Source organism: Candidatus Nitrospira nitrificans (genome assembly GCF_001458775.1).
Classification (GTDB): Bacteria; Nitrospirota; Nitrospiria; order Nitrospirales; family Nitrospiraceae; genus Nitrospira_D; species Nitrospira_D nitrificans.
On record NZ_CZPZ01000003.1, the window covers coordinates 127,501 to 152,475 of the forward strand.

Sequence of the window (24,975 nt, forward strand, 5' to 3'; positions counted from 1 at the left end):
TTCTCGCGTCCTATGTATTCAGACGCGGATAGGCGGCATTCATCGCCTGGGTTTCCCCATTCGGACATCCTCGGATCACGGCCTGCTTGCGGCTTCCCGAGGCTTATCGCAGCTAGCTACGTCCTTCATCGCCTGCTGATGCCAGGGCATTCACCGTACACCCTTAGTAGCTTAACAATCACTTTGCTCCTGATACACATGGTCTTTCGTCAAGACCTATTCAATTGTCAAAGAACGACCTCGGCATTTTTTTGCCGAGAACTGTTTAGAGGACGTTGAGCAATGGACTCTACACTTAACTTAATCCGTCTGACGCTCATGCATAATCATACACCGCATCATACGCCGCTTGGAAACGGGTCTCATAAGCGCATTTTGGTGGAGCTGGACGGAATCGAACCGACGACCCCCTGCTTGCAAAGCAGGTGCTCTCCCAACTGAGCTACAGCCCCATTCTCGATGGAAAGAGTCTGTCCCTGATACCATGCGCCTTGCGACGAGAGAATCAGGACTCAGATGGTGGGCCTGGATAGAGTTGAACTATCGACCCCGCGCTTATCAAGCGCGTGCTCTAACCAACTGAGCTACAGGCCCAGCTGAGTCTGAAGCGACCAGGGCCTATATTCGATTCGACTGCTTCACACAAGAATCGTCGCCTGAACCCTCAGAAAAACCGTATCGTGTAAGTATGTATTGAAGAGGTGGCCCTCAGCCCATGATTTTCCGCAGAGTCATAAGACTCCTTAGAAAGGAGGTGATCCAGCCGCAGGTTCCCCTACGGCTACCTTGTTACGACTTCACCCCAATCATCGGTCATACCGTGGGCGTCTGCCTCCTTGCGGTTGGCGCCAACGACTTCAGGTACAACAAACTTTCGTGGTGTGACGGGCGGTGTGTACAAGGCCCGGGAACGTATTCACCCCGGCGTGCTGATCCGGGATTACTAGCGATTCCGCCTTCATGAGGTCGAGTTGCAGACCTCAATCTGAACTGAGGCCGGTTTTTTGCGATTGGCTCCCCCTTACGGGTTTGCAGCGCTTTGTACCGGCCATTGTAGCACGTGTGTAGCCCCAGGCATAAAGGCCATGCTGACTTGACGTCATCCCCACCTTCCTCCCCGTTCTCCTGGGCAGTCTCTCCAGAGTTCCCGGCATGACCCGTTGGTAACTGAAGACAGGGGTTGCGCTCGTTGCGGGACTTAACCCAACACCTCACGGCACGAGCTGACGACAGCCATGCAGCACCTGAGCAGGATGGTATTGCTACCTCGTTGGGCTTTCACCCTTCTACTACCTGCATGTCCAGCCTGGGTAAGGTTCTTCGCGTTGCGTCGAATTAAACCACATGCTCCACCGCTTGTGCGGGCCCCCGTCAATTCCTTTGAGTTTCAACCTTGCGGCCGTACTTCCCAGGCGGGATACTTACTGCGTTAGCTGCGGCACCGGCGGTAACCCGCCGACACTTAGTATCCATCGTTTAAGGCGTGGACTACCAGGGTATCTAATCCTGTTTGCTCCCCACGCTTTCGAGCCTCAGCGTCAGAAATGTTCCAGAGCGCCGCCTTCGCCACCGGCCTTCCTCCCGATCTCTACGCATTTCACCGCTACACCGGGAATTCCGCGCTCCTCTCCCATCCTCTAGCCGAGCAGTCCCCTCCGCACTTTCCGGGTTAGGCCCGGAGATTTCACGAAGGGCTTACCCAACCGCCTACGCTCCCTGTACGCCCAGTAAATCCGAACAACGCTTGCCACCTTCGTATTACCGCGGCTGCTGGCACGAAGTTAGCCGTGGCTGCTTCTGCAGGTACCGTCCGAACGGTTACCCGTTCCATCTTCCCTGCCGAAAGGGGTTTACAATCCGAAGACCTTCATCCCCCACGCGGCGTCGCTGCGTCAGGCTGTCGCCCATTGCGCAATATTCCTTACTGCTGCCTCCCGTAGGAGTCTGGCCCGTGTCGCAGTGCCAGTGTGGCTGATCGTCCTCTCAGACCAGCTACCCGTCGAAGCCTTGGTGAGCCGTTACCTCACCAACAAGCTGATAGGACATGAGCCCATCCAAGAGCGCGATACCCACGGTATCGCTTTCCCTCCCGATCCGCAGACCGAGAGTCGTATGCGGTATTAGCTAACCTTTCGGCTAGTTATTCCCCACTCGAGGGTAGGTTACCCATGTATTCCTCACCCGTTCGCCGCTTTACAAACGTATTGCTACGTCTTCTCGCTCGACTTGCATGTATTAGGCGCGCCGCCAGCGTTCGTTCTGAGCCAGGATCAAACTCTCAAAAGGTATTCTTAGAATTTGGACCAAGGGCCACCACTTCAATACACCTTACACCTTGCTCAACTTCCTCTATTCAGTTTTCAAAGAACAATACATCACATTCGTGACGTGGGAGGCGCAATATAAACGTTGCGCACTCTCATGTCAAGGGACCCACTCAAAGAATTCGGGTAGTTTCCCTCAGGCGCCGCATTCACCTGGACGCGGCATACAGGCAAGAACTCATCCGCCCACTGCCTTCGAACGAATGGGAAGATAACAAGACTCCCCCACGGGTGTCAAGCAACATTTTCATGTATAATCAGAAAAATATGAAAAACGACGAATCCCCACTGTCCATACGGCGCCGCACGATTTTACAAACGCTCGGACTCGCCGCAACGGCAGGAATCACCGGAGGCTGCGACGCGATCGGCTCTGTTTTTGGACGCATGTTTGCGATTCCACCCCGCGAGACGACCTATTTCACGCCGAATTCTAAATTTTACATCGTCAACTACGCAGACTCCGCTGTGGCGATATCCCGTGAGGTCAATATCGAACAATGGAAAGTGCACGTGAAAGGCGCCGTCAAAACGCCGCTTTCATTGGGCTGGCGCGATATTCTGAACCGCGATTCCTACGATCAAATTTCCACCTTGATGTGCATCGATACCCTGCCGGGTGGCGACAGTCTGGGAACTGCAACCTGGCGCGGCATCTCCCTGAAAAAGCTGCTCCTCGATTGCGGCGCGGATACTGAGACGGCGCGCGATGTCGTCTTTCGCGGCATCGACGGCTATGACGACAGCATTCCCTTCACCCGCGCCATGCAAGACGACGTGATGATCGCCTTTTTAATGAACGGTGAAAAACTCCCGAGGGAACACGGCTTCCCGATCCGCCTCATCGTCCCCGGCCTGTACGGCATCAAAAATGTGAAGTGGATCGTCGAGATTGAAGTTTATCCGGGGGACTACAAGGGCTACTGGCAGCGCAAGGGGTGGACCGACGAGGGGACGATCAAAATATTTTCACGCATCGATTCACCCGGACATTACCAAGCCCTGCGCGGACCGGAGCACACGTTCCGCGGGATCGCCTTCGGCGGATCGAACAGCATCGGCAAAGTCGAGTTGAGCTTCGATGCGGGCCGCACCTGGAATGACTGCCGAATCGACCCACCCATGTCGCCTTACTCCTGGGTGATCTGGACCTATACCTGGCGCGCGCCAAAGCCGGGGAAATTTCAAACCGTCGTGCGCGCAACCGACACAAAGGGCCAACTCCAAATCGCCGAAATCGTCCGCCCGCAGCCGGCGGGCGCGAGCGGATATCACACGATCATTGCGGAAGTCGAACAGATCTAACACCAACTGTTCCTCCCTTCACAGGCTCTCGCCCCCACAACTCCCCGATCCTTGACGTACATACATTTCGTATGTACACTTTCCGCGTGCAGTTTGAATGGGACGAAACTAAACGAGCCGCCAATCTTGCTAAACATGGAATCGACTTTGTAGACGCGCGGGAGATGTTTGCTGCGCCTCGGTTCGTGAAATCGGACGAGCGCAAAGACTATGGAGAACCGCGTTGGCAAGGACTGGGCATCGTTCGAGGCCGTCTCATGGTAGTCGCATACACCAAACGAGAGCCAAACACAGTTCGAATCATTTCACTACGAAAGGCAAATAGCCGTGAAAAAGATTTCTACCAAGGGGCGATCAAAGACTAATTGGACACGAGTTGATTCCCTGTCGGATCGCGACATCGATTACTCGGATATTCCCGAATTGGACAAAAACTTTTTCAAATCTGCAACTCTTATCCTCCCTGAGCCTAAAACCACTGTGACCATTCGACTTGATCAGCGCGTTCTTGAGTGGTTCAAGGCCAAGGGGCCCGGCTATCAGACACGGATCAACGCCCTGCTCCGAGCCTACATGGAAGCGCACAAAGGATGAGGTGAGAACAACCGATGGTCGATCGATGCACACAAGAGCGTGTAATAATTTGCCATAATGACCTCCGATAACCCGGAGGCCACTTCATCATTGTTTCCCCGGATACATTTGATGACTACCATCTGCATGATGGGATTCTTCTCTTGGCTAAGTGATATGGGGTCGCGCGGAATATCGAAAACACCAACTGCAGGAGGCCGATTGCAATACAGACATTAGCCACATTGAACATGTCTTGCGCAGACTGTTGCCGAGGCAAATATCATATCAACGTAATACAGATGTCTTTCGCAGCAGCCCAAACCTGGAGTACCATGGCGCCCTTGGGGAGTACTGATGACCGATCCGTCGCACTCAAATCCCGTTGCGCGACTCGATTCTCAACAGCGCCCACTTGAGATTTCGACGCTCCAATCGGCTGATGACATACTCCAGCAAGCCGACGCCCTCACGCGGCACGACTCGCACGCAGATGTACTGCGGGCATCCCAGTACTATCTCACCGCCGCCCATTTTCTTGAAACCCAAGATCCTCTCAGGTCCGTACAGGCCTATTACAACGCCGGCCGGCACCTCCATTGGATGGCGCAATTCACGCAAGCCGGACGAGCGTTTTCCAATGCCGGGAGGGTTGCGGAGCGCGCGGCAGCGGCCATGCCCGCCGGGCCGGATCAACGTGACTTGCAACATCTCGCCGTGCGAGCCTATTCGCGGGCCAACAATTCATTCGCCGAAGCCGGAGAGTTGGACGCGTCAGAAGCGGAATACCTGCACGAGCGAAACGCGCGACTCGCCTGGTCGAAGATGCAGGGCAAACGCCCGCTGGCTCTCTCGCCCTGGAAGGCGACGAGCAATTTCGGCACGAGCATTCCGCCCTGGATGGCATGGATCGGTGGAGCACTGGCCGCCTTCAGTTTGCTGTACGAGCTGTTCTTCCGTCTGGATTGGTTCACGCCGATAGGCAATACGACGCCCTCAGCCTGGATTCCCTTGTGGTCAGGATTTTATTACGCAATCAACGTGACCTCTTCGCTCGCGCTCGTGGAGTATCAACCGGTCCATCCTATTTGTCAGGCTGTGGTCATACTCAACGTGATAGCCGGTTATCTCCTTCTGGGAATCGGCATCGGCATGGTGGGACGCATGATGCAAACCCGCTAGTTCTCGGATTTTCTCGTGGCACTCATGACCATAATCAATCAGCCCGATTCTACTTTTGGAAAAACGAATCCCGCGCGATCTGGTCCTTGCGGATCTCATATTCTTTTTGATCGATCTTTCCGGCTTTAAAGTCCTCCTCCACCCTATCTTTCTGGCGCTTCAGATTGTATTCGTAGCCGCCGCCTGCCGCCCCTGCCCCAAGCACCCCACCGAGCACGCCGCTCCCTACTGCTCCTGAGCACCCTGTCAGCACTGTCACACACACGACGGCCAAGCATAGATTTTTCATATGTACCCCCCGTGGATCAATAGTCGAATCTCTTGCTATGGCGAAATCCCTATCCATTTGCTGACACCCGTGGTCGCCGCAACATCTCGAGCACAAGCAACGATACGCCGATTGTAATGCAGACATCAGACACATTGAAGATGCCGGTGCGGAGGGGGCCAATGCCGAGGTTCATGAAGTCGATCACCCGGCCGTCATTCATGATGCGATCCAAGAGATTGCCCAGCCCGCCGCTCAGCATGAAACTCCAGGCAATGGTTGTGGACAGTGGTATCGGTTGAGCAAAAAGAACAATCGCCAAGACGACGAGGCACAAGGCAGGGAATACCTGAAAGAGAAAAACGCGTAACCCCTCGGAGAGATCTCCGCCGAGACTCAGGAACGCCCCGGTGTTCTCGGCATATTGGAGGCGAACCGTGTCATGGAACCACGATTGGGGCGGCTGAAGAGCCAGGTATTGGTGGGCGACCTCTTTCGTAAGTTGATCACATCCCACACAGAGGACGAGGAGTAGAAAAACCAATAGGCTTCGCGTGAATCGGGACATGATTCATCATTCCATACCGCTTCTGAATTCCTACAGTGATCTTCGCTGTTTCCGCTTCTAGACCTTCACAACGTGTGCGCCCCACATCAAGAGCCGACGTCAGGACGATCGGTCTTTACGCGGCCGACCGACAGCGAGCTTCCCCCGTCGTTTCTTGAACCGTTTCCCCTTCTCCAGCTTCGTGAGCGCGGATTGGATCGCCGATTCGACGACACCGGTCAGCGTCAGTGTGGGACTCCAATACACCACGGTTCGCAACCGTTCGACCATCTCAGCGGAGAGAGACAACGTGACCCTCTCCTTCCGTGTCGGAGTCTGTCGTTTCTGTTTCATCTGATCATCTCCTTCTTATCGTGACTGCCTTGATGATTTTCACATATACTTGCATATCATGCCTTATTCGACACACGCAAGCAGGCAATGCCGTACCTCCTTGACCTCAACATGCCGAAACCACGAGATCCGGGCCGCACGAGCGGTCGGTCGATAGGGGCCGCAGAACATTTATAGGAGCGTCAAAAATAGTCTCTGAGGAAGAACCGGTCCGGTCGATGGCTGGCCTTCGTATTTCAAGTCCACGGACGCTGCCTGTCTCTCGACGAATTAGAATCCGATCCCGAATCCCCCACCCCCGCGAACCCCCGTTCCTGTCCCACCACCCACCCCGATCGAGAATCCAGGCCGCGGTCGACCATGCGCATCCGATCGCGCCGGCCACATATGGAGATGTTTCACAATCACGACCGGGTATCGATATTCGACGTCGTCGAGGTGCTCGACCTTGGCCTTTGACAGCTCTCCGACGATCGTCATCTTTATTCCCTCGACAATCGTCGCGGGGTCGAGAAATTCCTGCTGGATCGCCAGAAATCGCCCCTGCGATTGTCGGCGATCGAGAATCGGTCGCTCCTCTCCGTCGAGCGGTAACTGCAGCAACTCGATCTGCGTTCCTTCCTTAAGTCGCCTTGCCTTCAGCACCTCGCCGCCGAATACCACGATCTTGCCCTGGTATGAATCAGGCGTGGCCACCACTTCATGAAACGTGACCGATCGGTCGACCAGAGGCTCCAGATCTTCAGGAACCACTCGCGGCAAGGAGCAGGCCGCGATCAGCCCGATCGCCGCCACACACCAGAACTTGCAAAACGTCAGACGCATGTCCACACTATAGCGCGATGGTGGGGCTGTTTCTACAACTCCTTCCTCGTAAGCGCGGCGACTGAGGGTCTTTCACCCTGTGCGCTCTTCAGTTAAGATACAGAGTCCCACGGTGACTGTTCCGCGTCACCGGCTCATCGAGGCCACATCCCGACAAGAGGTCATCATGTTCAAGCTGGTCCTTGCCGTCATGCTCCTATTCATGCCGTTCGGCCTTTCCGCTTGCGACAAGGCTTATATGGCCACCATGGAGAAGATGGGATATGCCAAGCGCGACATCTTGAGCAGCCGCGTCAAGTCAGCGCGAGACGCCCAGGAAGACGCGAAACAAGAAATTCAGACCACGCTGGAGCAATTCGGGCAGGTGGTGTCGTATGAAGGCGGCGACCTGGAAGCGACTTATAAAAAGTTGAACGGCGAGCTCGAGAACAGCGAAGACGGCGCCAAAACCGTTCGGAAAAAGATCGCCGATGTCGAAAGCGTCGCCGATGCGCTCTTTTCCGAGTGGGAAACGGAACTCGGCCAGTATTCCAGCGCCGACCTGCGCCGAAAGAGTCAAGCCAAACTCACCCAGACCAAGAGCCGCTACAAAGAGATGCTGGGCGCGATGAAACGGGCCGAACAACGCATCGAACCGGTCCTGAAACCGTTGCGCGATCAAGTGCTCTACCTGAAACACAACCTGAATGCCCGCGCGCTCGCCGCCATCAAGGGAGAACTCGCGAAGGTGGATGCGCAGGTCGATCAGCTGGTCAAAGACATGAACCGTTCCATCGCCGAAGCCGACAAGTTTATCCAGTCGATGGAAAAGGACTCCGACTGATTCCGTGGCATGAAAGACCTCGCCTATGCGTATTGAAGACCAACGCGAAAGCGGCAACATCGAAGACCGTCGCGGCATGGGCCCGGCCCGACTCGGAGGAAGAGGCGGCCTCGGCATCGGCACCATTGTCCTGGTGCTCGCCGTCAGCTATTTCACCGGGGCCAACCCGCTGACTGTTTTCAATATGATCACCGGGGTCCAGAGCATGACCGAAACCATGGCTCCATCGGAGCCGGGCCCGGTCGGCGCCCCTCAAGACCAACTCGGCAAATTTGCTGCCGTCGTCCTGGCCGATACGGAAACGACCTGGCGAAACCTCCTCGGTCCTCGGTACGAGGATCCCCGTCTGGTGCTCTTTTCCGGCGCCGTGCAGTCGGCATGCGGGAGCACATCATCCGCTGTGGGCCCGTTCTATTGCCCGAACGATCACCGGGTCTATCTCGACCTTGCCTTCTTCGACGAAATGGCGCATCGGCTCGGAGCAGCCGGTGACTTTGCGCAGGCGTATGTGATCGCTCACGAAGTCGGCCATCACGTCCAAAACCTCCTGGGCGTCGCCGAGAAGGTGCATCGTCTCCAACGCCAGGTGTCTGAGGTGGAAGGCAACGCGCTGTCGGTCCGAATGGAACTCCAAGCCGATTGCTACGCCGGTGTCTGGGGCCATCACGCCAAGCGCGAACGAAACTTGATCGAGCCGGGCGATTTCGAAGAAGGGATCCGCGCAGCGGCGGCCATCGGGGACGATCGATTGCAGAACATGTCGCGTGGCCAGGTTCAGCCGGAAAGCTGGACCCACGGTTCATCTGAACAACGAATGGCTTGGCTCAAGCGTGGGCTCGAGTCCGGCGACCCCTCGGTCTGCAACACATTCGACACGAAACGGCTATGAGCGCCCCAGCACCCACGCCTCAGAGCAGCTTTCTTGCGAAAACACTCAGCCCAATACTCTCCGACCCTCCCTGGGCCGCCAAATCGTTTCTTGCCGCCAGCGCGACAACCGCCGCCGGAGTCGGCGCCTGGCTCACCGACCTGATGTCGCCGGCCCTCGCCAATGGGGGAGCCAGCTTCCTGGGAGGGTTCTTACTCGGATGGGCAATCCGGAAAACCGTCAAGCTCGCCCTGTTGGTGGCGGCCTCATTGGCGGCGCTCATCATCATCCTCAAAACCACCGGCTGGATCCATCTGGATTGGAGCTTGATCCAAGCGGATGTGAATCATATCCTTGATTGGGGTCGAGGCAAAGCCCAGGGTTTCAAAGACGTGCTGACCGGCTATCTCCCCTCCGCCGGCGCCGCCGGCGCCGGGACATTTTTTGGATTTCGAAAGAAGTAGCCGCATCCCCGATACTCGTCTCGATTCAATTGTCGAAATCCGCGACAGACAGACAGCCACACATGCATCGCTTTGTTGCCGACCCCAAGCCGGGGACGGACCCGGACGAAATAACAACGGCTGAAGCCCATCCTTCGACAAGAAGTTCGTCGAAAGAAGCGGGAATTCTGGAGGATCGAGGAACGGACTGCTATCAGCCAGGCAAGGCTTGATACCAGCCGTTGGCCTGAGCGAGGGTGAGCTTGCTGTCGAAGAGCCGGCTTACCCGATCGCCGGTGATCAACGCAGACTTGGTTCCGTCGGCAACGATTTTCCCGTCCTTCAAGAAGATGACGCGATCGATCTCCGGCGGAATTTCATGCAGATGGTGCGTGACGAGCAGAACGGTCTTTTCTTGTGTGATGTGAGCGCGCAGGAGATCGAGATATTGGAAGCAAGCCTTGAGGTCGAGGCCGCTGGTCGGTTCATCCAACACCAGCACCGGTGGATCATGCACCAATGCTCGGCCCAGCAAAAATCGTCGCTGCTCGCCGGTCGACAGATGGCCGAAGCGGCGTCCGGACAGGGCCATAATCCCCAATTCCCGCATCACCTCATACGCTCTCGTCAGCTGCGTCTTCGTGAATTCTTGATGCTCGTAGATATCGTTGCCGGCATAGAAGCCGGAAAGGATCACGTTGAGCCCTTCGGCACAGATCAAATAATCCCGCTGGAGATCATGCGATACGATGCCGATTCGCTTTCGCACATCCCAGACATTCCAGCGCTCCTCGCCGAAGAGCGCCATCCGCGTCTCCTCCCTCGGCATCGCATGCACTTCACCTGATAGCAATTTGAGGAGCGTCGTTTTCCCTGCTCCATTAGGTCCAAGAATCGCCACATGTTCACCTTCCTGGAGAGCAAAAGAGAAATCCAAAAACACGCACGTGTCGCCTCGATATACCGTGGCATGCTCAATATCGAGGATTGGGGGAGAGCCGGCTGATCGGCTCGACGCTTGAACCGAAAGATCCGCTTTGTCATGGACTGGGTGCCCCGCGCGGCGAGCCTGTTCAAGTCCGGCGCGAGCCAATGCGTCGGCCCGTTCGTTCTCCGGATGACCATTGTGCCCTCGGACCCAGTGCCATTCGATAGTATGCTTGGCAGCCAGCGCATCGAGCCGCCGCCACAAGTCCTCATTCTTTACCGGCTCCTTGCCGGCCGTTTTCCAGCCTCGCCGCTTCCAGCTATGAATCCATTCGCTGATGCCTTTTTGGACATACTGTGAATCGGTGTAGACCCGCGCCTGCGCCGGCTGCATGAGTGACTGCAATGCCTCAATGACGGCAAGCAGCTCCATCCGGTTGTTCGTCGTCGCCGGCTCGCCGCCACAGAGTTCCGTTTCTTTGTCTCCAACCCTTAGCAAAACACCCCATCCCCCGGGACCCGGATTCCCGCTGCAGGCACCGTCTGTATAGATCTCGATCATTCGGTGCGTTTCTCCTCGCCTTCCCTGCCTATGCTTTGGAACATATCAGCTTGCTTATGACGCAAACTAGGGGTTGGCCAATACCTTCAAGATACGCTTCGCAAGGTGTTCATTGATTTCGGTGTGACGTGGAACCGGCTGAGACATTTTCGTGGTGGGGTTATGATACCAATCGTGTTTTCCCCGGGCGAACCAACAGTCAGCCCTCGCCTTCGAGCTGCCGAATAAGATCTTTTCGCTTCACTGGAGCGTCAGCTCGGCAAGCTTACGAACTCCGGGAATGTCACCGCTGGTGAGATCTCGATCGAGATCTCTGAGATGTGACTGTAACTCTTCGAGGGACTGCCCCTGCGTCCAGTAATCGGGGTAATCTTGCAAATAGCCGAGCCATTGCCCTTGGTCTTGCCAGTAGATGTAGTGAGTTGATTCCATGGGAGACATTATAACGGCAGTCTCACAGCTTGCAAGAGACGTGAGGTTGCCGACCGATCATACACAGAGCCCTCTGACCGTCCGAGTGGATCATTGCGTTACGCTTCGGCAGGGTCGGGATTGATTTTTGAGGCAGGCTGCTTTTTCTCTTTGGAGATCATCCGTGTTATCGAACCGTGAATTTTCGGGGTCTTGGTCCTCACATCCGCATTTTGAGCCCGATGTAGCAGCGCATGGTCCATGAGCACAAGCGCCAGCATGGCTTCGGCGATCGGCGTGGCGCGGATGCCGACGCAGGGATCGTGACGGCCGTTGGTTTCGACCATGACCGGATTGCCTTGCTTGTCGATCGATTTGCGCGGAATGCGGATGCTCGAGGTTGGCTTGATCCCGATGGTCACGACAATGTTCTGACCAGTTGAAATGCCGCCCAGAATGCCGCCCGCGTGATTCGTGACAAAGCCATCAGGGGTCAGCTCGTCTCCATGTTCCGACCCTCGCTGAGTAACTGAAGCAAACCCAGAACCTATCTCGACCGCCTTCACCGCATTGATGCTCATCATCGCGGCAGCAAGATCTGCATCCAATTTTCCATAGACCGGCGCGCCCCACCCGACGGGCACGTGCTCTGCGATTGTTGTAATTCTGGCGCCGACCGAATCACCGGCCTTCCGCAGCTCATCCATGAAGGATTCCAACTCGGCAACCGCATCCGGATCGGCGGAGAAAAATGGATTCCGTCCTACGGCGTCCCAATCTTTGAACCGTAATTCATGTGGGCCCAGCTGACTCAGATAACCTCGAATGACGACACCATATTTCTCCGACAGCCATTTTCTTGCGATCGCGGCCGCCGCAACCCGCACGGCCGTCTCCCTGGCCGAGGCGCGCCCTCCGCCTCGATAATCGCGAATTCCATATTTCTGCCAGTAGGTATAGTCCGCATGGCCAGGACGGAACGTGTCGATCAAATTGCCATAATCGCGGCTGCGCTGGTCTTCATTGCGAATCAGCAGCGCGATCGGCGTACCGGTCGTCTGTCCTTCAAATACTCCGGAGAGGATTTCTACATGATCCGATTCTTGCCGTTGAGTCACATGTCGGGAGGTGCCGGGCTTCCGGCGATCGAGATCTTTTTGAATGCCTTCCGCCGACAGGGCAAGACCCGGCGGGCAGCCGTCGACGACACAGCCGATGGCGGGTCCATGGCTCTCGCCGAAGGAGGTGACGGTGAACATTCGGCCGAAGGTATTGGCAGCCATGGGGATCTACTCCACGAGATCCAGCTTGATACGCAACTCCTTGAGTTGATCGGGGCTCACCGCGGAGGGGGCATCGGTCAGCGGACATTGCGCCCTCTGCGTCTTGGGAAAGGCGATGACATCGCGGATCGAATCCGCATTGCCCAGCAACATGACCAACCGATCCAGTCCGAACGCAATGCCCCCATGCGGCGGCGCCCCGTACTCCAGGGCTTCGAGAAGAAACCCGAACTTGACGACCGCGTCCTCCTTGCCGATCCCGAGAAGATCGAACACCTTGCTCTGCACATCACGGCGGTGGATACGAATGCTGCCGCCGCCGATCTCGCTGCCGTTCAACACCATGTCATAGGCCTTCGCCCGCACTTTCAGCGGATCGGACTCAAACAGCGGAACATCGTCATCCAACGGCGCGGTGAAGGGATGATGGATGGCCACGTAACGCTTCTGCTCCTGATCGTAATCCAACATGGGAAAATCAACGACCCACAGAGGCCGCCATGCGGAGGTGTCGATCAACCCAAGTTCCTCACCCAACAACAGCCTGATCCGTCCCAGCACATCATGCGTGACCGCCGGCTTGTCGGCGCCGAACAACACGAGATCACTCGGCTGTGCTTCAGGCAAGGCCGCCGCAAACGCTTTGGCATCCAGAAATTTGGCGATGACGGATTCGAGCTGCCCGTCCGCCGTGAGCTTGAGCCACGCCAGGCCCTTCGCGCCGAAGCTCTTCGCCGTTTCCCCCAATGCGTCGATGCGTGTCCGCGACAGCGACGCTCCGCCCTTTACGATCAAGGCTTTGACGATGCCGCCCTTGGTCGCCGCCTCTTTGAACACTTTAAACTCGCTTGCCGCGCCGAACGCCGTCACATCATAGAGCGGCATGTCGAACCGGAGGTCCGGCTTATCTGAGCCGTACCGACCCATGGCTTCCGCATAGGTCATCCGAGGAAAGGGTGTCGGCAACTGCACTCCGCCGACCTTGTCGAAGATCGTGACGATCAGGCGTTCCATGAGGCTCATGACTTGCTCTCGATCCACGAACGACATTTCCAAGTCGATCTGCGTAAACTCCGGCTGCCGATCATTGCGGAGATCTTCGTCTCGGAAGCAGCGCGCGATCTGATAGTACCGATCGACGCCGCTCACCATCAGGACCTGTTTGAACAATTGCGGAGACTGCGGCAGCGCAAAGAACTGTCCGGCATTGACGCGGCTCGGCACCAAATAGTCCCGAGCGCCTTCCGGCGTGCTCTTCGTCAAAATCGGCGTCTCCACTTCCAGGAATCCTTCGGCATTGACGAATTCCCTGGTGGCCTGCAGAATGCCGTGGCGCAGGCTCAAGAGCCGCTGCATCCTCGGTCGGCGGAGATCCAGGAAGCGGTACTTCAACCGAATCGCCTCCGTCACCTCCACATCGTCTTCGATCACAAACGGCGGTGTCTTGGCCTCATTCAAAATGTCCACCGCGTCGACGAAGACCTCGATCTCTCCCGTGGAGAGAGTGAGATTCCTCGATTCATCCGGCCGCGCCATGACCTGTCCGGCAACCGACACCACGCACTCGCTGCGAAGCGAATGGGCGGCCTGATGAACCGTGAGGTTCCGTTCGGCGTTGAAGACGACCTGCGTCAGGCCGGTCCGGTCACGAAGATCGATGAAGATCACCGTGCCGTGGTCTCGTCGGCGCTGAACCCAACCATTCAAGACAACGGTCTGCCCGACATGCTTCGTAGTCAACTCTCCACAGCGGTGAGTTCGGATGTTCATTCAACCTTCGCTTTCTTCCCGGACATCTTTTTGCTTCTCTCGGGCTTGGCCCAGCCCTCTTTCCTGATCGGTCGCTTCGGCCTCGGTCCCGGTTCTTCTCCTCTTTCAACCGACGCCGTCCGCTCATCGACCAACTCGCGCAACGCGTTGGCCTCACGATCCGTCAAGAACCGAAACTCCCCCGGTTCCAAATTCCCGAGCGAGAGTGGTCCCATCCGAATCCGTAGAAGCTTGATGACCGAATGTCCGACCACCTCCAGCATGCGCTTGACTTGATGCTTCCGCCCCTCGCGGATCGTGATCTCCAGCCAGGAGTTCGCTTCGACTTTTCGCACTTTCTTCACGTGGGCCGGGCTCGTCATCCCATCTTCGAGCCTGACTCCCCGCTCCAGACGGGCGATCTCCTCATCCTTCAACACACCCTTCACCTTAATCAAATATGTCTTCGGCACATGATATCGCGGATGCAGCAAGGCTTGCGCAAGCTCGCCGTTATTGGTCAGCAACATCAACCCTTCGCTGTCGAAATCCAACCGGCCGACCGGGAACACGCGAACGGCGACACCCCGCAAGAAATCCTTCACCGTCGTCCGCCCCCCCGGATCATCCAACGTGGACATCACGTTCTTGGGTTTGTTCAGCAAGAGATACACGAACGGCTGCGCCGAGGTCAGATGCCTCCCGTCGACCTTGACGTGATCCCGTGCGGAATCGACCTTCGTTCCGAGTTCCGTGACGACCTTGCCGTTCACCGACACTCGGCCGGACGAGATCAGCATCTCGGCCTTTCGGCGGGACGAGAGCCCCGTGCTCGCGATGAGTTTTTGGAGCCTGACTTCCATTTTGTTATTCGTGAATCGTTACACGTTAATCGCAAGAATTCTCTTACGTTTAACTAATAACGATTAACGTCTTATTCCCATTCTATTGTGCTCGGCGGTTTCGAGCTGATGTCATACACCACTCGATTCACGCCGTTCACTTCATTGATAATCCGGCTCGACATCCGGCCCAGCACATCGTTCGGGATCTTGGCCCAGTCGGCGGTCATGCCGTCTACGCTGGTGACGGCTCGAATCGCGATCACATTCTCATAGGTCCGTTGATCGCCCATGACGCCGACGGTGCGGATCGGCAACAGCACGGCGAAGAATTGCCAGATTTCCCGATATAGTCCCGCGCCGCGGATTTCCTGATCGACGATCGTTTCGGCTCCGCGGAGGATCGCCAATCGCTCCTTCGTCACGGAGCCAAGCACCCGGATCGCGAGGCCTGGACCGGGAAACGGCTGCCGCCAGACGATCTCATCCGGCAAGCCCAGTTCGGTCCCCAGCACCCGCACTTCGTCCTTGAACAATTCCCGAAGCGGCTCGATCAATCTCAACTTCATCCGAGCCGGCAGACCGCCGACATTATGATGCGTCTTGATCGTGGCCGACGGCCCCTTGAAGCTGACGCTCTCGATGACGTCGGGATAGAGCGTCCCCTGCACCAAGTGCTTGACACCCTTCAGCTTCCTGGACTCGACATCGAAATTTTTGATGAACAGCCGTCCGATGATCTTGCGCTTCCGCTCGGGATCGGTAACGCCCTTCAAACCGTCCAGGAATTGTGTCGTCCGATCGAGCACCCTAAGATTGAGATGCATCCGCGACGCAAAGGTCTTCTTCACCTGGTCGCGTTCGCCCGCCCGGAGCACCCCGTTGTCGACGAAGATGCAGGTCAGCTGGTCCCCGATGGCCCGATGCGTGAGGGCCGCCGCGACGGACGAATCGACTCCGCCGCTCAGCGCGCAGATCACGCGATCCTTTCCGACTTGCTCGCGGATCTGATGCACCGCCTGATCCACGTAGGATTGCATGGTCCAGGTCGGCTTGCAGCCGCAAATCTCATAGACAAAGTTGCGGAGCATCTTCGCTCCCTCCGGCGTATGCGCGACTTCCGGATGGAACTGCAGGCAATAGATCCGCCGCCCATCCTCCGCCTTCATGGCCGCAACCGGCGAGTTGCTCGTATGGGCGATGGACCGGAACTTCTGCGGCATGCGCTCGATCCGGTCTCCATGGGACATCCATACCACCGAGGAGCCGCCGGCGCCGATCCCTTTGAAGAGATCGCTGCGGTCATCGATCTGCAAATCCGCCCGGCCATATTCTCGATGCGGCGCCTTGACGACCTTTCCGCCTGACACATGCGTCACCAGCTGCATGCCATAGCAGATGCCCAGGATCGGAATGTTCTGATCGAAGAGCTCCTTGGAGACAAGCGGCGCGTTCTTTTCATAGACACTGGAGGGCCCGCCGGACAGGACAATACCTTGCGGTCGATAGGCAAGAATCGTCGCCAACGGGACGGTCGCGGGGAGAATTTGCGAGTAGACCTGGGCTTCGCGAATACGGCGGGCGATCAATTGCGTGTACTGCGACCCAAAGTCCAGGACCAGAATTCTATTGTGCCAAAGTTCCATGGAGACCGTCGTTCGTGAAGCGTGAAGCGTCGTTCGTTGGAAAAAGAAGTTAAGTTTTAGTCACGAGATACGCTTCACGAGAGACGTTTCACGCGGGGCTATTCCCAATCCATCCGATAGTTCGGCGCCTCTTTGGTGATGATCACGTCATGCACATGGCTTTCACGGAGGCCGGCCACGGATTGTCTGATGAAGACCGCATTCCGTTGCAAATCGACAATCGTTTTACAGCCACAGTATCCCATTCCCGATCGCACACCGCCGACCAACTGATACACCACGGCGGCCAACGAACCTTTATAGGGCACACGGCCTTCGATCCCTTCGGGCACCAGTTTCTGGGCCGGGCGTCCTCCTTGTCCATATCGATCCCCGCCTCCTCGCTCCATCGCCCCGATGGAGCCCATGCCGCGATAGACCTTGTAAGTTCTGGCTTGATAGAGCACCGTCTCGCCGGGAGACTCTTCCGTTCCGGCAAAGAGACCGCCGAGCATCACGGACGACGCCCCGGCGGCCAAGGCCTTGGTGATATCCCCGGAGAACTTGATGCCGCCATCGGCGATAATCGGCACGCCGCTGCCTTGTAAAACTTTTGCGCAATCCGCGATCGCGGTGAGCTGCGGCATTCCGGCGCCCGACACGATCCTCGTCGTGCAAATCGATCCCGGCCCGACCCCGACCTTGACCGCATCGACTCCGGCCTTGAGGAGGTCTTTGGCCGCCTCCGCGGTGCCGATGTTTCCCGCGACCAATTCGAGAGTCGGATACAGTTTCTTGATCATCTTCGCCGTATCCAGCACGGCTTGCGAATGGCCGTGCGCCGTGTCGATCACCACAAGGTCCACGCCGGATCGCTTGAGCAGCCCCACGCGCTCTTCCGTGTCCGGTCCGACACCCACGGCCGCTCCGACCCGTAACCGCCCATGATCATCCTTGCATGCGTTGGGATACTTGATCCGCTTTTCGATATCCTTAATGGTAATGAGCCCTTTGAGTTCAAAGTGCTTGTTCACCACCGGCAATTTTTCAATGCGATGCTCATGTAGAATCTCTCTCGCCTTTTCCAGGCTGGTGCCCTCCGGCGCCGTGATCAGCCGGTCTCGCTTCATCACCTGCGACACCTTCATATCCATCCTGGTTTCAAACCGCAGGTCGCGGTTGGTGAGAATCCCGACCAGCTTGCTCCCTTTGGTGACGGGGATACCCGAGATTCGATACTTGGCCATAAGTTGGTGCGCGTCTCGAATCGTTTCATCGGGAGAAATCGTGACGGGGTCGAGGATCATCCCGCTTTCGGACTTCTTGACCTTATCCACTTCCGTCGCCTGATCCGCCGGGGACAGCACGCGATGGATGATCCCGATCCCCCCTTCGCGCGCCATCGCGATTGCCAGCCGAGACTCCGTCACGGTATCCATGGCTGCGCTGACGAGCGGGATATTGATCCGGATATTACGCGAGGCAAACGTGCCGGTATCGACTTCGTTGGGCACAATCTTCGACTTGGCCGGCACGAGGACCACGTCGTCATACGTCAGTCCGAGTCGCGGTTCTTTATCAAGCATCGCTCCCTCTTCTAGCAAGCTGTGAAAAAGTCCGCCCGCGGCGTTCCCCGCCTTGCCGAAGCGGCTTCGCGAGGCAGGTGGCGCTCAGAGGCTCAACGCGCGGGCAAGAGTATGCATCCCCTCGGCACTTGCGGCGGCCTTGCTGGACGGCCTTTGAACAGCCTGCGGGCTCATGTGATCCCATTAGACATTCTGCGTTCGTTGCGTGTTCTCCACCTCGGCCAGTTCCTCCGCCTCGTCCTGCAACCGTTCGCTGCCCTCGTCCGCCGGCATGAACTGCTGCACCCGCGTATTGCCGCTGTCGACGACGAAGACGCTCCCCTTCGCATCCACGGCGATCCCGTAGGGAAAGTTGAATTGCCCGTCGCCGTTGCCGAACCCGCCCCACTGGGTGATGAAGTTGCCCTCACGGTCGAACTTTTCAATCCGATGATTCCCCGTATCCGTCACATAGACATGTCCGGCTCCGTCGACGACGATCCCCCACGGCGAGCGCAATTGTCCGGCCTCCTGCGCCAGCGAACTGCTGGCATGCCCGGGCGCCGAACTGCCTCCCCACTTCGTCAACAGCTGCGGTAACACGTTGGTGCTCGTGTCGAATTTCTGGATGCGGTGATTGCCCATGTCGACGACGTAGACCGTCCCGTCCTCTTGATCGACCGCCACCCCGCGCGGGAAATAGAACTGTCCGTCGCCGTTGCCGAAGCTGCCCCAGGCCATGATGAACTCGCCGGACATGTCGAATTTCTGCACGCGGAAATTGGCGCTGTCGACGACATAGATGTAGCCGCGCACGCGATCGACCGCAATTCCCCAGGGAGCATTGAACTGCCCTTCGCCGTTTCCACGCGAACCGAACTTCATCATGTACCCGCCGAGCTTCCCATCGAACTTTTGAACCCGGTGATTGTTGGTATCCACCACCCAGACATCGCCCTTGCCGTCGCAGGCGATCCCGGTGGGATTGTGGAAATTCGCATTGGCCGAGCCGAAACTCCCCCATAGAATGATGAAGTTCCCGGCATTGTCGAACTTCTGCACACGATTGTTGCCGTTGTCGACGACAAACAGCGATCCTTGCTGATCGGCGCACAGTCCGTACATCGGCGCGATAAACTCTCCACCATGCAACAACGACGCGCCCCGACCAGGCTTCCCCCACTTCGACACGCACAGATAGCCCGAGGTATTGACCAAAATCGTCGTGCTGGCCGGCGTGGAGACGTTGTTCCCGATGTCTTTGAACCACACATAAATGGTTTTGTGCCCGTCTCCAGGCGAGAGAATGAACGGAATCGTGGCGCCGAACTTGATCGCCGTCGTCACCTCCACCCATCCTGGCGTCCCAGCCACGGGCGTCAACGGACTTTCAGAAATAAAATATGCCCCGACCCCTGTATCCAAATCGGTCGCCGAAATCGTCACCACGACATCGGGCGAGTTGGTCATGAAGGCCCCATGATTGATCACCGCGTAGGGATTCTGCGGCGCCGTGATATCGATGAGGACGGGCATCGCCGTGACTTCTTCCGACAGCCCGCTTTCCGTTCCGTCCTCGAATGACGCGGTGACGGCATAAAAATACGGCGTATCGTTGGTAAGGCCTTCATGCGTGTAGGGAGTCGCCACGCCTTCGATCTTGGTCGCCCCCTCCATCGTGACATGAGGCGAGGTACTGAAATAGAGATTGTAGGACTGCGCGCCGGGCACCTCCATCCAACTCAGAAAGATTTCCGTATCACCGGCCTTGACGGCAAGGCTGCGGGGCGGCTGCACCGCCCCGGCTTCCACCGCTTGCGCAGGCTGGTCCTTCCCACGATTCATCTCTTCTTCGGTCGGCACATATTTCAGGACACGGTGGTTGCCGCTGTCGACCACGAACACGCAGCCCTCCTTATCCACCGCGATGCCGTAGGGGAAGTTGACCTGGCCCTCCGTCTTCCCTCGGTTCCCGAACGAGCACAGGAACGTCCCGTTGCCGTCGAACTTCTGAATCCGATGGTTGCCGCTGTCGACGACATAGACATTGCCGAGCGCGTCACAGGCGATGCCCCAGGGCGACTTGAACTGTCCGGGCCCATGGCCTTCTCGTCCCCATTTCGTCAAGAAGCTTCCTCGGGCATCGAACTTTTGGACACGATTATTGCTCTCGTCGGCCACGTAAATATTGCCGATGAAATCGACCGCCACGCCGCGCGGAAAGAAGAACGCGCCGTCGAAGCTGCCGTCACGGCCCCACTTCAACAGGGGCTGGCCGTCGGCTTGAAATTTTTGGATGCGCGCGTTGCTCGTGTCGGAGACGTACACATGACCGGCTTGATCCGTCGTAATCCCCCAGGGCACATCGAAGCGGCCCATGTCGGCCCCGCGCCAGGCGAACCCGAACTTGCCCCAGGCTTTCTGCGCATTGCCTTCGAGATCGAACTTCTGTACCCGATTGTTGCCGCTATCGGCCACGTAGACGACGTCGTCCGGTCCGACCGCCAACCCTCGGGGATAGTAAAATTGACCTTCCTGCGGACTAGGCTCACCGCCCCACCGAGCCACAAACGCTCCCGTCCGATCGAATTTTTGGATCGAATGGTTGTCGGTATCCGCCACATAGATGTTGCCGTCCTTGTCGAGCGCGATTCCCGTGGGCGAGTTCAACTCGCCGTCGCCCACTCCTTCAGAGCCGATGACCATGGCCAGGAGATAGGGTGCTGGAATCGCCATCACTTCTTGCGATTCAGGACTTTCCCCCTTCGAGGTGACGACCGTGACGACATAGTGATAACAGGTGCCGTTGGCCAGGTCATCATGAACGTAGGGACTCGACGCCCCTTCCAGGCAGGTCGCCTTGTCTTTCTTCACACCGATCACGTTCTTGAAATCTTCAGGGCCGGCGATGGGACGGGTCAGTTCCGAGAACTTGATCTGCACGCCCTTGGTCGTCTGAAAATAGAGGTTATAGTACATGGCGTCCGGAACCGGATCCCATGTAATGGTGATGCGCCCATTGCCTGGTTTGGCGTGAACATTCTGCGGAGGCGACGGCAGCTCGTCTTCTTCCGCCACCGAATCTCCCCCCCCCCACTCTCCCTGAAGCCCATCGATACGGAGGGGAAACCGATTACATTGAAACCTGTCGTCAAAAAGCCAAGCTTTCATCACGGTGTTGCCTCAAATTGCTCGTGGGTACGATTCGGAAACAGTGGAACTTTCAATCGCTTAGACTTGGATTGGCCACTCTAGCAAAGCGATGGAAATAGAGTCAAGGCAACGATCCGACCGCATCGGAGCATGACATCTTGATGAACTCCCTATAGGTATCCATGGTCGGATCGATTACAATGCACGAGCCGAAGCATTCACCTGATCGGTGACGCTCGGCAATATTTCTGGTGGTTTCACATTTCGGAATAGAAAGGAGCACGGCAGGGCGACGATGCGAAACTTCATCCTCGGTGTGACAGTGGGTACCGTTCTCACTACGATGGTGGTCCAGGCAGCAGGGAAAGATGGGATCGGAGGGAGTGGACGGCCTCCGCTCGTGAATGATGAGCGGGAACGGCAGTTTCAGCTTCAACTCGACCACATGCGCCAACAAACTGAGCTGGAACAGGCGCGCATGCAAGGGAAGAAGAAACCTTGTTAATGAGCCCCAAGCCATCAGGCCTAGCCGATCATCGTTTCCCCGTGCTATGGGTCTGACGGTCGACAACCATACAGCAAATGGCACATAGAACAGATTCAAAGGTGGATAATTATGAGAATGTTTCAAGTCAGACAAACTGTCACGTATGAACTGACGACAGCCGCGGGAACAGAGCAGGAAGCCATTTTAAAAGCCAAAGGCATTCCACTGGCTCAATGGACCGCCGAGGCCGATGAGATTACGGCCGAGATGCTGGACGAGACCGATGAAATCGACGAGTACTGAACTACGCCCATGGCCTGTTCTATCTTTCGGGAACACTGATAATCGATGGGAGAAGCAACCATGCGCATGATTCAATCCATCCACACATCGACGCTGTGTGTGATCCTCATCACCGCGGTGGCGACCGCAGCTCTTGCCGGTGACAAGGGACGCCCCGACGGTCAGGCTGCTCCATTGGATAAGAAAACTGAGGAGAGGGCACGGTATGTCATTAAGATCGCCGGATGTAATGATTGCCACACGACCGGTTACGCGGAAGCCGCAGGGAAGATTCCCGAAAAAGACTGGCTCAAGGGAGATGCGATGGGATGGCGCGGTCCTTGGGGCACCACCTACGCGAGCAACTTACGGCTCTCTATGCAGAATCTCTCGGAAGCCCAGTGGATCCAGGTTTCACGGTCGGTGGAGTTTCGACCACCCATGCCATGGTTCGTCCTGCGCGAGATGACCGATCAGGACCTACGGGCCATCTATCGATTTATCAGAAAGCTCGGCCCGGCAGGAGAACCGGCGCCCGCCTATGTTCCGCCGGATCAAGAGCCGCCACAACCGTATATCTTGTTCCCGTCTCATTAGGAAGGTTCAGGACGCGGCAATGCCGGCCTTGCGTTTGAGGAACGAACAGAGAACACACAGCGAGTCCGGCTGATGACTGCCTGAAACTCCACATGAGTCAGACGTTCCCTGGATCGAAATAACCAGAGAGACACTACTCAGAAACCACTAGCTAACCATCTACCTTGGCCATGGCGCGAAAGACCTTGTTGCGGGCCAGGAGTTCGGCATAGCGCCCCTGATCGGCCACCCCGCCGGCTTCGAGCAGATAAATCCGGTCGGCCTGGTGCACCGTCCCCAGGCGATGCGCGATCATAATGATCGTTTTCTCGTGGAAGATCGTGCGGATCGCGTCCGTCACCGCGTCTTCGGTGATGCCGTCCAACGCGCTCGTCGCCTCGTCGAGAATCAGCACGTCCGGGTCGCTGTACAGGGCCCGCGCGATGCCGATGCGTTGCCGCTGCCCCCCGCTGAGGGCCACCCCCCGCTCCCCCACCCGGGTGGCATACCCGTCCGGCAACTCCTCCCGCACAAACTCGTCCAGATTGGCGATGCGCGCGGCCTCCCGCACCCGCTCCATGTCGATCTGGTCGGGGAGCACGCCAAAGGCAATATTCGCCGCGAGGCTGTCGTCGGCGACATAGATGTGCTGCGGCACATACCCCAGTTGTTGCTGCCAGGCCGTCACATTCGCCGCCGTGATCGGCAGGCCGTCCACGAGCAGGGAGCCGTGTTGCGGGGCAATCAGCCCCAGAATGAGATCCACGATCGTGGTCTTCCCGGCCCCCGTGCTCCCGACCAACGCGATCGTCGCATTCCGCGGGATCGTCAGCGTGAACTGATCGAGCACCGGCGCGCGCCCCGGGGAGTAGGCGAAGCGAATGTTCCGGAGGACAATCTCCCGCTCAAAGGTCACGCGGGGCCGGGCCTCGGGCCCCCGCGGCGGGGCCTCGCGGACGGGGACGCGCGCCGACCCTGTCAGCTGCGCTTCCAGCGCCTCCAAGGAGCTCAGATTGAACCGGATCTGCGTGGCGCTACTGAAGAGCTGCTGAAAGGCCGGCAGCAACCGGTAGGCCGTGAAGGCATAGAGGACCAGCACCGGCATCGCGTCGGTGAACGCTCGGTGCGTCGCCAGCAGATAGAGCACCACCCCGATCATCGAGCCAAACGCGAGGCTTTCGATCGCGTAGCGCGGCACCAGCGTCACAGTGGCGCTGAGCCACTGATTCCTGGCATACACCGCCGACCAGTGCGCAAACCGTTGGGGATAGGCTTGATCTTGGCCCAGAATCTTGAGCTCCTTGATCCCATGCAACATCTCGGTGGCCAGGCGCACCCGTTCGCGGTGGGCGTGTTTACTGGCCGCGCCCAGGCGGGTCACGAAGTGCCGCACCCCGAGAAACACGCCGGTGTAGAGGGTCCCAAGCACCAGCCCGACTGAGAGCGCCAACCAGGGATCGACCCACAGCACCAGCAGCAGGAGGCTGAGGACGATGACCCCTTTGGCCAGCGCCTGGAGGGTCGGCGCGACGATGCCGTTGGTGACGCGGACCACATCCTCCGTGCAGGACACCACCAGGTGTGAGGTATTGTGGTCCAAAAAATAGGCGTAGGGTTGCCGCAAATAGCTCGTGAGGATCCGCCGGGACAGGTGGTGCCCCAGCCGGCTCGCAAACCGCAAGATGGCCGCCGCGGTGGCGAGCGACACGGCGTTACTGAGGAGCAGGAGCCCCAACGCCCCCAGCCCCAAACCGATCAGAAAGCGCTGGGGGGAGTCGAATGCCAGCCCGGTAAACAGCGTGTGCAACCAGCGATTCGTCTCGATCACGGCCGGGTTGGCCACCACGGCCATGAACGGCAAGATCGAGGTCACGCCCGCGACGTCGATGAAGCCGGCCAGCACCATCGCCCCGAGCAGCAGCGCCGCGCGCCGTTGGTCCCGGGTGGTCAAGAGCTGCCGCAGTCGTGTCAGGGGAAGCCCCATGCCTCCGTCTCCATTCA

Annotated in this window: 23 protein-coding genes, 2 tRNA genes, 2 rRNA genes and 1 pseudogene (1 of these 28 only partly in view); 10 read left to right on the forward strand and 18 right to left on the reverse strand. The window is 57.7% G+C overall.

Going from position 1 to position 24,975, the window contains the following annotated elements:
- The 4 genes from COMA2_RS03540 to COMA2_RS03555 all read right to left on the reverse strand — a co-directional run.
- A 23S ribosomal RNA gene (locus COMA2_RS03540) occupies nucleotides 1-177 on the reverse strand; it reaches 2,830 nt to the left of the window's first position.
- 199 nt (nucleotides 178-376) lie between these two features.
- Nucleotides 377-452: transfer RNA gene (locus COMA2_RS03545), tRNA-Ala, on the reverse strand.
- A 65-nt stretch (nucleotides 453-517) separates the two neighbouring features.
- A tRNA-Ile gene (locus COMA2_RS03550) sits at nucleotides 518-594 on the reverse strand.
- A gap of 153 nt (nucleotides 595-747) precedes the next feature.
- A 16S ribosomal RNA gene (locus COMA2_RS03555) occupies nucleotides 748-2,286 on the reverse strand.
- The 16S and 23S rRNA genes sit together here with 2 tRNA genes alongside, the layout of an rRNA operon.
- A 287-nt stretch (nucleotides 2,287-2,573) precedes the next feature.
- Between COMA2_RS03555 and COMA2_RS03560 the strand changes: the two genes are divergently transcribed.
- From COMA2_RS03560 to COMA2_RS03575, 4 genes are all read left to right on the forward strand, one after another.
- Complete coding sequence (locus COMA2_RS03560; protein WP_245630861.1) at nucleotides 2,574-3,629, forward strand: molybdopterin-dependent oxidoreductase; 1,056 nt, start codon at nucleotides 2,574-2,576, stop codon at nucleotides 3,627-3,629.
- Nucleotides 3,630-3,700: 71 nt separating this feature from the next.
- Nucleotides 3,701-3,994 carry a BrnT family toxin gene (locus COMA2_RS03565; protein WP_245630862.1) on the forward strand — a complete coding sequence of 98 codons (294 nt, stop codon included), beginning with the start codon at nucleotides 3,701-3,703 and terminating at the stop codon, nucleotides 3,992-3,994.
- Nucleotides 3,957-4,223, forward strand: coding sequence for a BrnA antitoxin family protein (locus COMA2_RS03570; RefSeq protein ID WP_090894700.1), 267 nt, complete (start codon nucleotides 3,957-3,959; stop codon nucleotides 4,221-4,223). Before COMA2_RS03565 ends, COMA2_RS03570 begins: the two co-directional genes overlap by 38 nt.
- Nucleotides 4,224-4,559: 336 nt before the next feature.
- A complete protein-coding gene (locus COMA2_RS03575) occupies nucleotides 4,560-5,384 on the forward strand; it encodes a hypothetical protein (RefSeq protein ID WP_090894702.1) in 825 nt (274 codons plus the stop codon).
- A 49-nt stretch (nucleotides 5,385-5,433) separates the two neighbouring features.
- Here the strand turns inward: COMA2_RS03575 and COMA2_RS03580 are convergent, their stop codons facing one another.
- From COMA2_RS03580 to COMA2_RS03595, 4 genes are all read right to left on the reverse strand, one after another.
- Nucleotides 5,434-5,673: a hypothetical protein gene (locus COMA2_RS03580; protein ID WP_090894757.1), complete on the reverse strand. Its 240-nt coding sequence runs from the start codon at nucleotides 5,671-5,673 to the stop codon at nucleotides 5,434-5,436.
- Between the two features lie 49 nt (nucleotides 5,674-5,722).
- Nucleotides 5,723-6,220 (reverse strand): signal peptidase II, encoded by a 498-nt coding sequence (lspA, locus tag COMA2_RS03585; RefSeq protein WP_090894704.1) that lies wholly within the window; start codon nucleotides 6,218-6,220, stop codon nucleotides 5,723-5,725.
- Between the two features lie 99 nt (nucleotides 6,221-6,319).
- Entirely contained in the window at nucleotides 6,320-6,553 is a 234-nt protein-coding gene (locus COMA2_RS03590) for a hypothetical protein (RefSeq protein ID WP_090894705.1), read from the reverse strand.
- Between the two features lie 270 nt (nucleotides 6,554-6,823).
- Nucleotides 6,824-7,378, reverse strand: coding sequence for a Slp family lipoprotein (locus tag COMA2_RS03595; RefSeq protein WP_139077018.1), 555 nt, complete (start codon nucleotides 7,376-7,378; stop codon nucleotides 6,824-6,826).
- A 112-nt stretch (nucleotides 7,379-7,490) separates the two neighbouring features.
- Here COMA2_RS03595 and COMA2_RS03600 point away from each other — a divergent pair, with 112 nt between their 5' ends.
- The 3 genes from COMA2_RS03600 to COMA2_RS03610 are packed head-to-tail and all read left to right on the forward strand — an operon-like array spanning nucleotide 7,491 to nucleotide 9,533.
- On the forward strand, nucleotides 7,491-8,201 hold the full coding sequence (locus tag COMA2_RS03600; RefSeq protein WP_217490606.1) for a DUF2959 domain-containing protein: 711 nt from the start codon (nucleotides 7,491-7,493) through the stop codon (nucleotides 8,199-8,201).
- Nucleotides 8,202-8,226: 25 nt separating this feature from the next.
- Complete coding sequence (gene ypfJ, locus COMA2_RS03605; protein WP_090894709.1) at nucleotides 8,227-9,090, forward strand: KPN_02809 family neutral zinc metallopeptidase; 864 nt, start codon at nucleotides 8,227-8,229, stop codon at nucleotides 9,088-9,090.
- The gene (locus COMA2_RS03610) at nucleotides 9,087-9,533 is read left to right on the forward strand and encodes an FUN14 domain-containing protein (protein ID WP_090894710.1); all 447 of its coding nucleotides are present in this window, start codon (nucleotides 9,087-9,089) and stop codon (nucleotides 9,531-9,533) included. Before ypfJ ends, COMA2_RS03610 begins: the two co-directional genes overlap by 4 nt.
- Before the next feature lie 193 nt (nucleotides 9,534-9,726).
- Here the strand turns inward: COMA2_RS03610 and COMA2_RS21025 are convergent, their stop codons facing one another.
- The 9 genes and pseudogenes from COMA2_RS21025 to COMA2_RS03660 form a co-directional block, all read right to left on the reverse strand.
- Nucleotides 9,727-10,455 (reverse strand): ABC transporter ATP-binding protein, encoded by a 729-nt coding sequence (locus COMA2_RS21025; RefSeq protein ID WP_342672593.1) that lies wholly within the window; start codon nucleotides 10,453-10,455, stop codon nucleotides 9,727-9,729.
- A gap of 102 nt (nucleotides 10,456-10,557) precedes the next feature.
- Nucleotides 10,558-11,001: pseudogene (gene rnhA, locus COMA2_RS21030) on the reverse strand (ribonuclease HI); the annotation flags it as partial.
- A 240-nt stretch (nucleotides 11,002-11,241) separates the two neighbouring features.
- A complete protein-coding gene (locus COMA2_RS03630) occupies nucleotides 11,242-11,433 on the reverse strand; it encodes a hypothetical protein (protein ID WP_090894762.1) in 192 nt (63 codons plus the stop codon).
- 98 nt (nucleotides 11,434-11,531) lie between these two features.
- Nucleotides 11,532-12,695: a chorismate synthase gene (gene aroC / locus COMA2_RS03635; RefSeq protein WP_090894714.1), complete on the reverse strand. Its 1,164-nt coding sequence runs from the start codon at nucleotides 12,693-12,695 to the stop codon at nucleotides 11,532-11,534.
- A gap of 6 nt (nucleotides 12,696-12,701) precedes the next feature.
- On the reverse strand, nucleotides 12,702-14,465 hold the full coding sequence (gene aspS, locus COMA2_RS03640; protein WP_090894716.1) for an aspartate--tRNA ligase: 1,764 nt from the start codon (nucleotides 14,463-14,465) through the stop codon (nucleotides 12,702-12,704).
- Nucleotides 14,462-15,307: a pseudouridine synthase gene (locus COMA2_RS03645; protein WP_090894718.1), complete on the reverse strand. Its 846-nt coding sequence runs from the start codon at nucleotides 15,305-15,307 to the stop codon at nucleotides 14,462-14,464. The genes aspS and COMA2_RS03645 overlap by 4 nt, the downstream gene beginning before the upstream one ends.
- 71 nt (nucleotides 15,308-15,378) lie before the next feature.
- Complete coding sequence (guaA, locus tag COMA2_RS03650) at nucleotides 15,379-16,932, reverse strand: glutamine-hydrolyzing GMP synthase (RefSeq protein ID WP_090894719.1); 1,554 nt, start codon at nucleotides 16,930-16,932, stop codon at nucleotides 15,379-15,381.
- Nucleotides 16,933-17,030: 98 nt separating this feature from the next.
- Nucleotides 17,031-18,497 (reverse strand): IMP dehydrogenase, encoded by a 1,467-nt coding sequence (gene guaB, locus COMA2_RS03655; protein ID WP_090894721.1) that lies wholly within the window; start codon nucleotides 18,495-18,497, stop codon nucleotides 17,031-17,033.
- A 183-nt stretch (nucleotides 18,498-18,680) separates the two neighbouring features.
- Nucleotides 18,681-21,647 carry an SMP-30/gluconolactonase/LRE family protein gene (locus tag COMA2_RS03660; RefSeq protein ID WP_090894722.1) on the reverse strand — a complete coding sequence of 989 codons (2,967 nt, stop codon included), beginning with the start codon at nucleotides 21,645-21,647 and terminating at the stop codon, nucleotides 18,681-18,683.
- Nucleotides 21,648-21,924: 277 nt separating this feature from the next.
- Here COMA2_RS03660 and COMA2_RS03665 point away from each other — a divergent pair, with 277 nt between their 5' ends.
- From COMA2_RS03665 to COMA2_RS03670, 3 genes are all read left to right on the forward strand, one after another.
- Nucleotides 21,925-22,134 (forward strand): hypothetical protein, encoded by a 210-nt coding sequence (locus COMA2_RS03665; RefSeq protein ID WP_090894724.1) that lies wholly within the window; start codon nucleotides 21,925-21,927, stop codon nucleotides 22,132-22,134.
- A 111-nt stretch (nucleotides 22,135-22,245) separates the two neighbouring features.
- Nucleotides 22,246-22,419, forward strand: coding sequence for a phage major capsid protein (locus tag COMA2_RS19685; RefSeq protein ID WP_139077020.1), 174 nt, complete (start codon nucleotides 22,246-22,248; stop codon nucleotides 22,417-22,419).
- Nucleotides 22,420-22,479: 60 nt separating this feature from the next.
- Nucleotides 22,480-22,995 (forward strand): c-type cytochrome, encoded by a 516-nt coding sequence (locus COMA2_RS03670; protein ID WP_217490607.1) that lies wholly within the window; start codon nucleotides 22,480-22,482, stop codon nucleotides 22,993-22,995.
- A gap of 151 nt (nucleotides 22,996-23,146) precedes the next feature.
- Here the strand turns inward: COMA2_RS03670 and COMA2_RS03675 are convergent, their stop codons facing one another.
- Nucleotides 23,147-24,958 (reverse strand): ABC transporter ATP-binding protein, encoded by a 1,812-nt coding sequence (locus COMA2_RS03675; protein ID WP_090894725.1) that lies wholly within the window; start codon nucleotides 24,956-24,958, stop codon nucleotides 23,147-23,149.
- Nucleotides 24,959-24,975: the final 17 nt, after the last annotated feature.